The sequence below is a fragment of the Stenotrophomonas sp. ATCM1_4 genome (assembly GCF_004348115.1).
In the GTDB taxonomy this organism is placed as follows: Bacteria; Pseudomonadota; Gammaproteobacteria; order Xanthomonadales; family Xanthomonadaceae; genus Stenotrophomonas; species Stenotrophomonas capsici.
Genome location: NZ_QPFB01000001.1, coordinates 1,475,621 through 1,487,811, shown reverse-complemented (window position 1 = coordinate 1,487,811; position 12,191 = coordinate 1,475,621). Strand labels below are relative to the sequence as shown.

Genomic DNA, 12,191 nt, shown 5'->3' with positions numbered 1-12,191 from the left:
TGCAGTGGACCGGCCGTTCGCATGGACGACCCCCTGCCTTGTGCCGCAGGCAGGGGTGAGGGGAAGCCAGTGCGCCCGGCGTCGTCCCCGTTGCTCAGCCTTCCTCGTCTTCCGGGCGGTTCAATGCCGCGGTCATCGCCGCGGCGTCCTCGCGCGCGAGGAACAGGTATTCCAGCTCGCAGCCGCCGAACTTGTCTTCCAGTTCGTGCATGCGCACCGGGTGGCTGCCGAAGCGGTAGTGCGTGCTGCCGTCATCGGCATCGATGGCGTACACGCCGAAGGACGGCGGATTGGTCAGCGTGCCTTCCAGCTTGACGGATGACGGGTCGATGGCGCGCTGGATGAGGGCTTCTTGGTCGATCATGGGGGGACGGTAGGGCTGGGGGTCGTGATTTCGGGTGAAGTGGAATCTCTGGCGCGTCCTGCGTCAATGCTTCTCGTGCTTCCAGTTGCGGTGCTTGCCATCGGATAACCACGCGATGGCCTGGGTGATGCGTTGTTGCCGGGTGGTTTCGCGCTTGGCCTCGCCGATCCACTCCAGGTAGTCGCGCTGGTAGCCGGGGGCGAAGCCGTCGAAGGCGGCCTGGGCCTGTGGGGCCGCGGCCAGCGCCTGGGCGAAGGCCGGCGGTATCGGCAGGGCGGCCCGCGGCGCACGCCGCGGGGCCTTCACGCCGCTGTCGATGCGGCGCATGCCCTCGCGCAGTTGTGCGGCGAACGCGCGCTTGTCCGGCAGGTCCCGGGCGTGCTGCAGGCGCCCGTACTGGCCCATGGCCTCGGTGTTGTCGCCCGGGCCGGCCTGGCGTTGCCAGAAGCCCAGCGTGGCATGCGCCTTGAAAGCGGCCATCCCGCACAGCAGCTTGCCCTTGTACAGGAAGCTGGGCATGCCCCACTTGATGGCTTCCTCGGCCTGGCTGCAACCGGCGTGCACGCGTGCCCGGATCTCGCGCAGGATGGGTTGCGCGAAATCGGCGGCGTTGGCGATGTAGGCGTCGACGCGGGGATCGGGGGACATGACGGGGCCTCGGATGCGCGAAGCCTGCCGTCAGTCGGCCGGCAAAACAAGCCCGCCGATGCGGCGGGCTCGTCAACGGCCTTTTTGGGTACGGTCAGGCGCGGCGTAGGCGCCGTGCCAGGCCGCTGCACAGCGCGATGAAGGCGGTGAACACGGCCATCGACAGGAACTGCAGGCGGGTCTCCGGGGTGCTCAGCAGCAGCGCGAAGATCAGCGCGAGGATGGCCAGCGCCAGCAACGTCAGGTAGGGGAAACCGGCCATCCTGAATGGCAACGGGGTGCCGTTGCGTTCGGCGCGGCGGCGCAGGATCAACTGCGAGACCAGGGTCAGGGTCCACACCAGCAGGCAGGTCGAGCCGACCACGTTGAGCAGCACCGGCAGCACCTTGTCCGGGTACAGCAGCTCCAGCACGGTCGCGCCGAAACCGAACAGCACGCTGGCCAGCACCGCGATCAGCGGCACCTGGCGGGCGTTGGTGCGGCCCAGCCAGCGCGGTGCTTCGCCACGCGAGGCCAGCGAGTACATCATCCGCGAGGCACCGTAGAGGTTGGCATTGAGCGCCGAGAGCAGGGCGATCACCGCGATCAGCGTGATCGCGGTGGCCGCGCCGGGGATGTTGGCCACCTGCAGCACCGCGGCGAACGGGGAGCGCAGCGCATCGCTGGTCCATGGCACCACGGCGATGATCACGCCGATCGAGCCGATGTAGAACACCAGGATGCGCCAGGCCACGGTGCGGATGGCGCGGGCCAGGCTGCGCTCCGGGTCCTGGGTTTCGGCCGCGGCGACGGCCACGATCTCGGTGCCGCCGAAGGCGAACACCACCACCAGCAAGGCCGCGCCGATGCCGGCCAGGCCCTTGGGCATGAAGCCGCCATGGCCGGTGATGTTGGACAGGCCCGGCGATGGCACGTTGGGTAGCAGGCCGCACAGCAGGGCGATGCCGATCAGGATGAAGCCGATGATCGCGCCGACCTTGAGGATGGCGAACCAGAACTCGAACTCGCCGTAGTTGCGCACGCCCATCAGGTTGATGATGGTGAACACCACCATGAAGGCCAGCGATACCAGAGGCACCGACAGCTCCGGCCATATCGTCTTGAGCAGGCCGGCCGCGCCAACCGATTCGGCGGCGATCACCACCACCAGCTGCGCCCACCACAGCCAGCCCACGGTGGCACCGGCGGTCGGGCCGAGTGCGTCGGCCGCGTAGACCGAGAACGCGCCGCTGGTGGGGCGCGCGGCGGCCATCTCGCCCATCGCGTGCATCATGATGATCACCAGGGTGCCGGCGACCAGGTAGGAGATCAGCACGGCCGGGCCAGCGGCGTGGATGCCGACGCCCGAGCCCAGGAACAGGCCGGCGCCGATGGCGCTGCCCAGTCCCATCATGATCAGCTGGCGCGGCTTGAGCGCGCGTTCCAGATTCTGCGACGGCGCACTGGCCGGGGCGGTGGAATTGGCGGACATCTGAACGATCTGGTGTAGAGAAGTGCGACACCTTACCGCGTTCGATTGTCATCGTGTCTGTCCATCGCGCCCGCCACGGCCTGCTGCCAGTAGGATGGACATCCCGGCGCGCCGATGTGCGCCTGCAGCAATGGATGACGGATGCGCGGCCTGGATTTCAGCTCGTGGCAGGGCCTGCTTTCCACCCTGGTGGGCCTGGCGATCATCACCCTGATCGGCGTGGGCATCCGCCTGCTGGTGATGCAGGTAGTGCAGCAGAAGCGCGAGGCAGCCAACCGGCAGATCAACGAGCGGCTCAAGACCTTGATCGCCGCCTATCCACCTGCGCGAGATCCGCCGACGCGCCTCCGGGTTGGCACAAGGCCAGGCCACCCCCGATGCCGAGGGCGCGCTGTTGCTGCCGCCGATCGATGGCGGCGAGGCCGGCGACCGGGCGCGGCGCATCCGCGATGCGGTGGAGGCGGCCCTGTCGGACGTCATCCTGCTCGGCACCGAGGAACAGGTGCGGTTGGCGGCGCGCGCGGCCACCGACATGGTCCAGGGCCGGCCGATCCATACCGCGGCACTGGTGGTGTCGCTGCGCGACTTCATCCGGGGCGTGCTCGATCTGGACACCATCCCGGCCAGCGTGGCGATCCCGCAGCAGGGGCCGGCGCGCCCGACCTCCAGTGGCGGTGGCGGAAAAGGTGGCGGCAAGGACAAGGAGGGTGCGGCCGGCGGCGCAGGCAAGGGTGGCGGTGGCGGCATGGGCGGCATGGGGGCGGGGCTCGGCTATGGCGCCGGGCGCGGCGGCGAGGAGGAGATGTCGTAGCGGGCGTGCGGTGTCCGCGATCGACAAAATGACTGGTCGGTGCCGTAGTGAGGCCTGGCCGATCAGCAGCGCGAATGCCAGCGAGGCGTGCTCCATGCCCCGGCAGGGCGCCATTGCCATCGGGTCAGCGGGGGCATGCCGGTGAAGGGGGCCGTGCTCAGGCGATGCGCTCGACCCGGCACCGCTGGCACAGCGGGTAGCTGTCCAGCAGCGGCGTGATGGCCGCGTGCATGCGATCGAAGCTGTCGCCGTACATGTACAGCGCGGCTTCGGTGGGGCCCTGCCAGTGGCTGTTGAGCATGCCCACGCCTTCCAGGCGGCGCATGCATTCCTCGTGGACGTGGTTGATGTCGCAGGTCTGGTAGACCTCGGCGGGCAGGTCGGTGCCATTGAGGTACAGGCCCAGGCCCTGGTGCACGCCAAATGGAATGCGTGGGCCACCGCCGGGCAGGCTGATGCTGGAGCCGACCGGGGCCAGCATCGCCTCGAACAGGCGCCGGATCAGGAGCACGCTGTCACCGCCCAGGTCATCCACCCGGATCCGCAGGTCGCAGTTGGCCACTTCGCCGCTGGACGCCAGCAGGGTGCCGCCGCCGATCACCTCGGCATGGATGCCGTGAAGCTGGCAGGCATCGTTGAATGCGTCCTCCAGCTCTGTCCGGTGGACCGGTTGAAGGCGTGCGTTGAGGGTGACCGTGATCGTCCCGCGCGCGCCGGTGTTGCCTTGGGTTCCCTGCATTACCGCACCACTCCTGACTGCCTGGGCGGGAGCGGCGCCGGCATCGACCGACGCGCCCCCGTGGCCAAGTATCCGCAGCCCGGTGTGCAGGCCCGGTGTGCAGGGGCTGGCTGCGCAGGGGCTGGCTGCGCAGGGCAGGGGCGGGCTGGCCACCGGGCAAGGGCATGGAAGCGAGCGAGAGGCCCGGTGAGCGTGCGCCTGCAGCAATCCTCCGCGCCCGATTGAACTACCTTATCCCTACCTTCCGCGCGCGGATGCGCCTTCCAGAGACCGTAATGAGCCTGAAGACCCTGAACCCCTACGATTTGTTCGATGTGCGTTCGTTGCTGAGCGAGGAAGAGCGCGCCGTGCAGGATTCGGTCGCCCGCTTCACCGACGAGCGCGTGTTGCCGATCATCGGCGACTGCTTCGACCAGGGGCGTTTCCCGAACGAACTGATCCCCGAGATCGCCGAGATGGGCCTGCTGGGCAGCACGCTGCCGGAGCAGTACGGCGGCGCCGGGCTGAACGGTGTCAGCTACGGCCTGATCTGCCAGGAGCTGGAGCGCGGTGATTCGGGCCTGCGCAGCTTCGTGTCGGTGCAGAGCTCGCTGTGCATGTACCCCATCTACGCCTACGGCTCGGAGGAGCAGCGCCTGCGTTGGCTGCCGGACATGGCGCGCGGCAAGGTGATCGGCTGCTTCGGCCTGACCGAGGCGCACGGTGGCTCGGACCCGGCCAGCATGAAGACCCGCGCGGTGAAGGGTGGCGGGGACTGGGTCATCAACGGTTCGAAGATGTGGATCACCAACGGCTCGGTGGCCGACATCGCCATCGTCTGGGCCAACACCGAGGAGGGCGTGCAGGGCTTCGTGATCGAGAAGGGCACCCCGGGCTTCACCGCCCAGGAGATCAAGCACAAGATGAGCCTGCGTGCCTCGGTGACCGGCGCCCTGTTCTTCGACAACGTGCGCGTGCCCGATGCCAACCGCCTGCCCAACGTGAAGGGCCTGAAGGGGCCGCTGGGCTGCCTGACCCAGGCCCGCTACGGCATCACCTGGGGCCCGCTGGGCGCGGCCATCGCCTGCCTGGACGAAGTGCTGGCCTACACCAAGGAGCGGATCCTGTTCGGCCGCCCGGTCGCGGCCACCCAGAGCGCGCAGATCAAGATGGCCGACATGGCCCGTCGCATCACCGCCGGGCAGTTGCTGGTGCTGCAGCTTGGCCGCCTGAAGGACGCCGGGCAGATGCAGCCGCAGCAGGTGTCGCTGGCCAAGTGGAACAATTGCCGCCTGGCCATCGACATCGCCCGCGAGTGTCGTGACCTGCTCGGCGGTGCCGGCATCACCACCGAGCACGGTGCGATCCGGCATGCCCTGAACCTGGAATCGGTGATCACGTACGAAGGCACCGAGACCGTGCACCAGCTGGTGATCGGCCGCGAGTTGACCGGCATCAACGCGTTCTGAACGCGCGCGCTGCGTGACACGGACGGCCGGCCCTGCCGGCCGTTTCCATGTCTGGCTGACAACGGCGGTCACACCCACCTCGGCCCCGCTCGCCTACCATCGGTGACAATGGGCGCGCCTGGCACACGTGGCCAGGCGTATTTCACTCCTGTTGGCAGCACCGAGAACCCGTGAAGACACCCCCCCAACTCCAGGTCCTGATCGACGATGGCGTCATCGACGAAGTGTTGCGCCCACTGAAGAGCGGCAAGGAGGCGGCGGTCTACGTCGTGCGCAGCGGCGATGACGTGCGCTGCGCCAAGGTCTACAAGGACATGGCCCAGCGCAGCTTCCAGCAGCGCGTGCAGTACCAGGAAGGACGCAAGGTGCGCGGCAGCCGCGAGGCGCGCGCGATCGGCAAGGCCAGCAAGTACGGCCGCAAGCAGCAGGAAGTGGCGTGGAAGAACACCGAGGTCGACGCGCTGTACCAGCTGCGCGAGGCCGGCCTGCGGGTGCCCGAGCCGTACGGCTATTTCCACGGCGTGCTGGTGATGGAACTGGTCACCGACGCCGAGGGCTTCAGCGCCGCGCGCCTGGGCGAGGTGGAACTGGCCGCCGAACAGGCCCGCCAGTTCCACGCGGTGCTGGTGCAGCAGGTCAAGCTGATGCTGTGCTGCGGCCTGATCCACGGCGACCTGTCGCCCTACAACGTGCTGGTCGGCCCGGATGGCCCGGTGGTGATCGACTTCCCGCAGGTGGTCAGCGCCGGCGGCAACAACGCCGCGCGCACCATGTTGCTGCGCGACGTCAACAACCTCACCGCCTACCTGGGGCGCTCGGCGCCCGAATTGCTCGATACCTGGTACGGCGAGGAGATGTGGGAGTTGTTCCAGGCCGGCGACCTGCTGCCGGAGACCGAGTTGCGTGGCCAGTACACGCCCGACGAGCGCGCGGTGGACCTGGACAGTGTCCGCCACGCGATCAACGATGCACGCGAGGAAGCCCTGATCCGGCAACAGGGCCGCGAGGCCGCGGCCGAGGAAGACGGGTACTGAGGCGCGGGTTGCGTTCGCATGCGCCGGCTTCTCCTGCGAGGGGGTTGCCAGTGCATGGCGAACTGCCCCTCCCGTTGCGCCAGCAAGGGGAAGGGGCAGTGGAACTGCAAGGCAGGTCAGAGCGAGACGTAGCGGCCCGCGTCGCGCTCCTCGATCAGGATCATGAAATCGACGTACAGCGATACCAGCGTGCCGCTGTCATCCAGGCCCCAGAACGCCGGATAGGCGCCATCGCCGTAGCCGCTGGGCGTGATGACGCAGTCGTCCGGGTGGGCCAGTGCCAACGTCCGCGCGTTGCCTGCGCCTGACCACTGGCGGAAGCAGCGCTCCTGCGCGATGTGGCTCAGCGTCTGCAGCCCACTGACATCGAAGATCGCCAGGTTGCCGGCGTCCACCCCATAGATGCCGGTGCCGTGCTGGGTGCGCGCGGCCTTCCAGGTAACCGCGCGACGGTGCGGGTCGAAGCGGATGCGGATGCCGGCCACGCGGCGGTCGACCATCACCGTTTCCACCGGATGGCGGCCCAGCGGTGCCCGCCGCGCCAGTGGCTGCAGGTCATCGAAGCCATAGCCGAAATCGCTGATGGCCAACACGCCGGAGCGGATGTCGATCTCACCGATCACCTGCTGGGTGATCTGGCCACGGAGGTCGTCCTGCTCGATGCGGCGATCGCCCCGGAACAGCAGGTTCTCGTCGAGCGCGAGGTCATCGTTGGGTGCGGTCAACGGCGCATCCGCCGTGCTGAGCGTGCCCAGTTCGGCATACCGCGCGGCGTTGATCACCGGGGCGGTGGGTGGATCGAAGAGCGTGAACACCTGGCTGATCCGCCAATCGCCATTGGCGTCGTGCCGCAGGTCGTACACGTGATAGCGGGTGCTGGCAGCGCCGTTGCGGCGCGTATGCACCTGCGCCTGCGTACCATCGATCCGTTGCCCGATGACCTCGGTGGTGGCCGGGTCGAAGTCCGGGTCCGAGCCGTACGCATCGCTCGTGCCGGAACCGCAATCCCTGTCGAAGTGGGCCTGGTCGGCTTCGGAAACGAGGCTGTGCCAGCGGCCGAAATCCACGTCGTCGCCCATCGTTTCACGGGCATGTGTCCATTGCCGGTGCCAGTGCTGGATGAAGGCCCGTACCCGAGCTTCCGGCGTCGGGGCGATGGTGGCAGACGCCGGTGCGGGTGAGGACGGCTTGCCGGTCAACAGGTCGAACAATTTCTTCATCATGTGATGCTCGCGGAAATCAGTAGCGTGTCGTAGCGCGCCGGCGACCCATGGATGCCCATGCGGGCGAGGCCAGGCAGGGCCATCAGTCGTCGCCCAGCGAGGATTCCTGGCGCGGGTCGGCGAACAGGAAGGCATCTTCGCCGCCGTCCACGCTGACAGAGGCCGTGCCGAAGTTGCGCAGGCGCCATCGCCACTGCCCGTAGCGCGTGCGCAGCGTGCCCTCGACATAGCAGGGCCCATGCAGGAAATAGTCGTGCTCCTGGCGTGGCGTGATCACCACCGCATGCCGGAAGAACGCCACGACCTCGCGCGGGGTGGGCTTGAACGATTCGCATAGCGGCGCATCGCTGGGCGTTTCCACGCCCTGGCCGGTGATCCGGACATCGCTGATGGTCCCGAGTGGGCCAGGGGGTGCCGCGCCCACGGTAAACGGCAGCAGCAGGCCGGCGAGCATCCAGTGCAGTCGGCGGCTGGACGCGGGCGGATGGGGGGTGGACATGGTTCTCTCTCCCTGTGCGATGACGGCGTGCAGCCTTGCAGCGCCGGGGAGAGTTTTACCCGAAGTGGGACCGTTGGCGCGTCAATGCGGACGTGCCGTGCTGACCTGTCCGTTCCTTTGCGCCGCAAAGGAACGGGTTGAGGCCGGATGCGTTGGGCAGGCCGGTCGTAGGCCGGCGTCGCGGCGGAGGCCGCCCCTGCGCGAGACCGCGCCTACGAGGGACGCAGGGTGCACGGATCGACCCCCTCCCTTTTGCGTAGCAAAGGGGAGGGTTGGGGAGGGGTGCCTTTGGCGGGCCGGTCGTGCACGTCTTTCGCGGCCGATGCCGCTGCTTCACCGGCCAGCTGCCGTGCCAGATCGGCATTGGTGAGGTGTCCGTGCAGAAACAACAGGTCGCTGAAGATGCGCATTTCCATGCTCCTACTTGAGTAGGGCTCATGTTGCGTCCAAGCTGTTGGCTGGAATAGCGATCATTCCTCAAGCAAGGCTTGAGGGAAATTGAAGGCTCAATGTCAAAGCCACCCCTCCAGCTCCTGCAGGGCTTCATCGCCACCGCCCGTCTGGGCAACCTTTCGCGGGCGGCGGAAACGATGCATGTCACCGTCAGTGCACTCAGCCACCAGATGCGCCAGCTGGAGGAGCGCCTGGGCTATCCGCTGCTGCTGCGGCAGGCGCGTGGCGTGGCATTGACCCCGGAGGGAAGGCGCCTGTTCGACCAGGTTGCCCCGCATCTGGATGCGATCAACGAAGCGTTCCGCCCCTTCCCCGCACGCCACGACTGCGTGCTGACGGTGAGTGCGGTGCCGAGCATGGCATCGGCCTGGCTGGTGCCGCGCCTGGGGCGGTTCGTGGCATTGCATCCGCAGATCGAGATCAACCTGCAGTCCAGCCAGCACCTGGTCGATTTCGAAAAGCAGTTGCAGTTCGATGCCGCGATGCGCGTGGGCAACGGCCACTGGCCGGGCCTGACCGCCGAGCCGTTGATCGACGAATGGCTGGTGCCCATGGCCAGTCCGGCACTGGTGGCACGCATGGGTGGCATCGACGCGTTGCCCTTGTCGCAATGGCCATTGCTGGGCGACCCGGATGGCGAATGGGACCGCTGGTTTGCGCTGGTCGGTGAGGCACCGCCGAAGCGTTACATCGCCATCCTCGATGACTCCGAATCCCACCACCGCGCCGCGCTGGATGGCGTCGGCGTCGCGCTGGGGCGCGTCACGCGCGCGCGGCTGCTGCTCGAGTCCGGGCAGCTGGTGCTGCTGTCGCCGGAGCGTCTGAAGACGCCCTGGTCACACTGGCTCGTCTACCCGGAGCGCTCGGCCACGCACCGCGGCTTTCTTGCCTTCCGCCAATGGCTGCACGACGAGGCCGCGGAGCATCGTGCACACGTGGGCGGCTAGCACGGGGAACGCGGGACGGCTGCCATCGGGCCGGTTGGCGGTACGCGTGCCTGGCGGCCGTGGTCGTTCCCGCCAGGTTCGCAGCGTGCACGGATCAGCCCTCCCTGTTGCGCGGCAAGGGGGAGGGGGCCCTCGGCAGGCCGGCCGTATGCGTGCTTCGCGCTGAAGGCCGCGCCTAGCGCAGCCGGTGGTCCCTGATCCAGGGGGCCAGCAACCGCAGCCGGGTGGGCTGCCAGGACAGGGTGAACGCGGTCACCAGCGCCGCCCCGGCCAACGCCATCACCCATACCAGCACCGCCATCGAGGCGTGGTCCACGGCCAGGCACAGCAGCAACGCCATGACGATGCCCAGCGTACCCAGCCCCCGCAGCACGCGCAGGCCGCCTCTCGACGGGGCGCGCGCCCACACCTGCCGGGCGTGGACGTCCATCGACAGGGCCAGCCATCCCATGCCGGCCAGCGCACTCAGCAGTGCCGTGGCAAGCAGCAGGTTGTCGAGCAACGACTCAGGCATGCACGGCCTCCTCACGCGGCGCGTGCGCCGCCGTCGCGCGCATCCGCTGGCCCACCTTGCGGGCCGCCATCACCGCGATCACGGCGGTGGCCAGCAATGACAGGTCCACGCCGGCCACCGGCCAGTACCCTTGGGCCAGGGTACGCAGCAGGTGATCCCCTGTGGTCATCCCGTTCAACAGCACCGCGGCAAGCGCGAACAGGGCGATCGCCCAGCACTGTTCGCGCCACGCCGGATTGACCAGGCCGCGTGCCACCGGCGCACTGCGCCAACCGGCATGCACCAGCGCCAGTGCCCAGGTGCCCCAGAACGCGTAGCGCTCCCAGTCACCGCGCGCCGGCAGCGCCTCCGGCAACAGCCGGTTGGCGATCAGGATGCCGAGTGTCGCCAGGACCATGCCGGTCACCGTGGTGACCGCCAGCGCATCGACGATGCGCGCGCCGTGGCGGCCCTGCTGCGCGTGTTGTCGTTTGCGCTTCTCGACGAAGAAGATGAAGCCGGTGGCGATGCAGGTGGCACCGGCCAGGCCGCCCAGCATGTACAACCAGCGCAGCAGCCAATGGCGGAAGTGCTGCAGGTGCAGGCCGGTGAGGAATTCGTTCATGCGTGCCACCGGGGTGGCCGGCGGGTCTTCGCGGATCAGCTCGCCGGTGGCGGCCTTGAAGTGGATGCCGTCGCCGACCAGGGCGATGCGGTCGGTACCGGCGCGGTACACGCTGACGTAGCCGTTGGCATCGCCCACGTGCTGCAGCACCAGGAAGCCGACGTCGCCGGCCTTGTCATGGGCCTGCCAGCGCCGCTGCGCCTGGGCCACCATCGCGTCCACCGAGGCCAGCCCGGCGGCGACGCCGGCACGCGTGTGCGGCAGGCCGGTCTCCCGCGCCTCCACCTGCTCGTGCAGGTCATGCAGGCCATGCAGCTGGGTGTGGCCGACCGGGAAGTAATAGGTGCCGGCGAAGATCAGCAGGCCGGTCAGCGCGAAGAAGAAATGGAACGGCAACGCCACCACGCCGGTGAGGTTGTGCAGGTCCAGCACGCTGCGCAGGCGCGCCTTGTCCGGACGAAAGGTGAAGAACTCGCGGAAGAGCTTGCGGTGCATGACCACGCCGCTGACCAGCGCGGCCAGCATCACCAGCGCCGAGAAGCCGACGATCCACACGCCCAGGTTCTTCCAGTCCAGGGTCAGGCCGTAATGCAGCGGGAAGAAGAAGCCACTGCCGATCTTGAGCTGGTCGTCCGGCAAGGCCCTGCCATTGCGCGGATCGATGGTGGCGTATGCCCAGATCTGCTCGTCCGGGTTCTTCGCGTTGGGCACGTCGTAGCCGGCGTACAGTGCAAGCACCGGGTCGCGATGGGTGGTGTAGGCACTCCAGCTGCCGACCTGGTCGAAGCGTTGCGGCATGTCGCCGTTGACCATCGGCCGCATCGCGGCGATGGCTTCGGCGGTGGGTTGCATGCGCTCGAAGGCCGGCCGCAGCACAGCGTCGAACGACGGCATCGGCTGCGGCTCGATGCGCGTGGCCGGGATCGACCAGCGGTCGATCTCGCGGTCGAACACCGACAGCGCGCCGAAGAAGAAGGCGGCCATCAGCACGAAGCCGAGCACCAGCCCGAACCAGGTGTGCAGCCATGCCATGGCCTGACGGAAGCTGTTGAACATGGATGCCTCCGGCTCAGACCAGTCGGGATTGCAGGAGTGATGCGGCCGCGGCCATCAGCGCACCGCCGCCGACCAGCGCCATCCACAGCCGCGCCACGTGGTGGGTGGCGATGGCCCACAGGAATACGCCCAGGTAGGCCAGCAGGCCGACCAACGCGCCGAGGAACTCGGCGTCATGGAACGCCAGCTTCAGCGCGAACAGCGCGCTGGTGGTCAATGCCACCGTGCCCCAGGCGAACACGTAGCCGCCGAGGATGGCGGCAAGGATGCGCGGGAGGACCTGCAGGCGCCGGGACGCGGGAGGCGGTGCGGAAGCGGTGGATACCTGTGGCATGGCGATGGCTGGTCTCAGGTGGACGGGGAGTGGCGTGGTGCCGCGA

At 68.4% G+C, this 12,191-nt stretch carries 14 protein-coding genes; 4 read left to right on the top strand and 10 right to left on the bottom strand.

Translation table 11 applies throughout. The annotated features are described in order from the left end of the window. Window positions 1-94: 94 nt before the first annotated feature. The 3 genes from ATCM_RS07110 to ATCM_RS07100 all read right to left on the bottom strand — a co-directional run bounded on the left by ATCM_RS07110 (window position 95) and on the right by ATCM_RS07100 (window position 2,483). Window positions 95-364, bottom strand: a complete 270-nt coding sequence (locus tag ATCM_RS07110; RefSeq protein WP_132863716.1) for a hypothetical protein — start codon at window positions 362-364, stop codon at window positions 95-97. Between the two features lie 63 nt (window positions 365-427). Next, a complete protein-coding gene (locus ATCM_RS07105; protein ID WP_132863714.1) occupies window positions 428-1,012 on the bottom strand; it encodes a YdeI/OmpD-associated family protein in 585 nt (194 codons plus the stop codon). A gap of 94 nt (window positions 1,013-1,106) precedes the next feature. Further along, entirely contained in the window at window positions 1,107-2,483 is a 1,377-nt protein-coding gene (locus ATCM_RS07100) for an amino acid permease (RefSeq protein ID WP_132863713.1), read from the bottom strand. 352 nt (window positions 2,484-2,835) lie between these two features. Between ATCM_RS07100 and ATCM_RS07095 the strand changes: the two genes are divergently transcribed. Then, the gene (locus ATCM_RS07095) at window positions 2,836-3,294 is read left to right on the top strand and encodes a hypothetical protein (protein ID WP_343145147.1); all 459 of its coding nucleotides are present in this window, start codon (window positions 2,836-2,838) and stop codon (window positions 3,292-3,294) included. Window positions 3,295-3,451: 157 nt separating this feature from the next. Here ATCM_RS07095 and ATCM_RS07090 read toward each other — a convergent pair whose 3' ends face one another. Continuing rightward, the gene (locus ATCM_RS07090) at window positions 3,452-4,033 is read right to left on the bottom strand and encodes a hypothetical protein (RefSeq protein WP_132863711.1); all 582 of its coding nucleotides are present in this window, start codon (window positions 4,031-4,033) and stop codon (window positions 3,452-3,454) included. 275 nt (window positions 4,034-4,308) lie between these two features. Here ATCM_RS07090 and ATCM_RS07085 point away from each other — a divergent pair, with 275 nt between their 5' ends. Further along, entirely contained in the window at window positions 4,309-5,481 is a 1,173-nt protein-coding gene (locus ATCM_RS07085) for an acyl-CoA dehydrogenase family protein (protein WP_132863710.1), read from the top strand. Window positions 5,482-5,651: 170 nt separating this feature from the next. Further along, window positions 5,652-6,515 carry a PA4780 family RIO1-like protein kinase gene (locus tag ATCM_RS07080; RefSeq protein WP_132863708.1) on the top strand — a complete coding sequence of 288 codons (864 nt, stop codon included), beginning with the start codon at window positions 5,652-5,654 and terminating at the stop codon, window positions 6,513-6,515. 116 nt (window positions 6,516-6,631) lie between these two features. Here the strand turns inward: ATCM_RS07080 and ATCM_RS07075 are convergent, their stop codons facing one another. The 3 genes from ATCM_RS07075 to ATCM_RS07070 form a co-directional block, all read right to left on the bottom strand. Further along, window positions 6,632-7,735 (bottom strand): DUF4241 domain-containing protein, encoded by a 1,104-nt coding sequence (locus tag ATCM_RS07075; protein WP_165931140.1) that lies wholly within the window; start codon window positions 7,733-7,735, stop codon window positions 6,632-6,634. A gap of 85 nt (window positions 7,736-7,820) precedes the next feature. Beyond that, window positions 7,821-8,237, bottom strand: coding sequence for a hypothetical protein (locus tag ATCM_RS19075; protein WP_165931139.1), 417 nt, complete (start codon window positions 8,235-8,237; stop codon window positions 7,821-7,823). A 212-nt stretch (window positions 8,238-8,449) separates the two neighbouring features. Continuing rightward, on the bottom strand, window positions 8,450-8,647 hold the full coding sequence (locus ATCM_RS07070) for a hypothetical protein (protein WP_132863704.1): 198 nt from the start codon (window positions 8,645-8,647) through the stop codon (window positions 8,450-8,452). A 99-nt stretch (window positions 8,648-8,746) separates the two neighbouring features. On the opposite strand from ATCM_RS07070, the gene ATCM_RS07065 reads away from it, so the two are divergent. Next, window positions 8,747-9,637, top strand: coding sequence for a LysR substrate-binding domain-containing protein (locus ATCM_RS07065; protein ID WP_132863703.1), 891 nt, complete (start codon window positions 8,747-8,749; stop codon window positions 9,635-9,637). A gap of 175 nt (window positions 9,638-9,812) precedes the next feature. Here the strand turns inward: ATCM_RS07065 and ATCM_RS07060 are convergent, their stop codons facing one another. From ATCM_RS07060 to ATCM_RS07050, 3 genes are read right to left on the bottom strand one after another with little or no spacing between them, the layout of a single operon-like run. Further along, window positions 9,813-10,151 (bottom strand): DUF3325 domain-containing protein, encoded by a 339-nt coding sequence (locus ATCM_RS07060; RefSeq protein WP_132863701.1) that lies wholly within the window; start codon window positions 10,149-10,151, stop codon window positions 9,813-9,815. Then, window positions 10,144-11,811: a PepSY-associated TM helix domain-containing protein gene (locus ATCM_RS07055; RefSeq protein ID WP_132863699.1), complete on the bottom strand. Its 1,668-nt coding sequence runs from the start codon at window positions 11,809-11,811 to the stop codon at window positions 10,144-10,146. Before ATCM_RS07055 ends, ATCM_RS07060 begins: the two co-directional genes overlap by 8 nt. Window positions 11,812-11,824: 13 nt before the next feature. Beyond that, window positions 11,825-12,145, bottom strand: a complete 321-nt coding sequence (locus ATCM_RS07050) for an iron uptake protein (protein WP_132863698.1) — start codon at window positions 12,143-12,145, stop codon at window positions 11,825-11,827. Between the last annotated feature and the right edge of the window lie 46 nt (window positions 12,146-12,191).

What these genes read in the sequence shown, in the direction of transcription:
- ATCM_RS07110 (WP_132863716.1), bottom strand. Translation starts at nt 364, where the DNA reads ATGATCGACCAAGAAGCCCTCATCCAGCGCGCCATCGACCCGTCATCC.
- ATCM_RS07105 (WP_132863714.1), bottom strand. Translation starts at nt 1,012, where the DNA reads ATGTCCCCCGATCCCCGCGTCGACGCCTACATCGCCAACGCCGCCGAT.
- ATCM_RS07100 (WP_132863713.1), bottom strand. Translation starts at nt 2,483, where the DNA reads ATGTCCGCCAATTCCACCGCCCCGGCCAGTGCGCCGTCGCAGAATCTG.
- ATCM_RS07090 (WP_132863711.1), bottom strand. Translation starts at nt 4,033, where the DNA reads ATGCAGGGAACCCAAGGCAACACCGGCGCGCGCGGGACGATCACGGTC.
- ATCM_RS07085 (WP_132863710.1), top strand. Translation starts at nt 4,309, where the DNA reads ATGAGCCTGAAGACCCTGAACCCCTACGATTTGTTCGATGTGCGTTCG.
- ATCM_RS07075 (WP_165931140.1), bottom strand. Translation starts at nt 7,735, where the DNA reads ATGAAGAAATTGTTCGACCTGTTGACCGGCAAGCCGTCCTCACCCGCA.
- ATCM_RS19075 (WP_165931139.1), bottom strand. Translation starts at nt 8,237, where the DNA reads ATGTCCACCCCCCATCCGCCCGCGTCCAGCCGCCGACTGCACTGGATG.
- ATCM_RS07070 (WP_132863704.1), bottom strand. Translation starts at nt 8,647, where the DNA reads ATGCGCATCTTCAGCGACCTGTTGTTTCTGCACGGACACCTCACCAAT.
- ATCM_RS07065 (WP_132863703.1), top strand. Translation starts at nt 8,747, where the DNA reads ATGTCAAAGCCACCCCTCCAGCTCCTGCAGGGCTTCATCGCCACCGCC.
- ATCM_RS07060 (WP_132863701.1), bottom strand. Translation starts at nt 10,151, where the DNA reads ATGCCTGAGTCGTTGCTCGACAACCTGCTGCTTGCCACGGCACTGCTG.
- ATCM_RS07055 (WP_132863699.1), bottom strand. Translation starts at nt 11,811, where the DNA reads ATGTTCAACAGCTTCCGTCAGGCCATGGCATGGCTGCACACCTGGTTC.
- ATCM_RS07050 (WP_132863698.1), bottom strand. Translation starts at nt 12,145, where the DNA reads ATGCCACAGGTATCCACCGCTTCCGCACCGCCTCCCGCGTCCCGGCGC.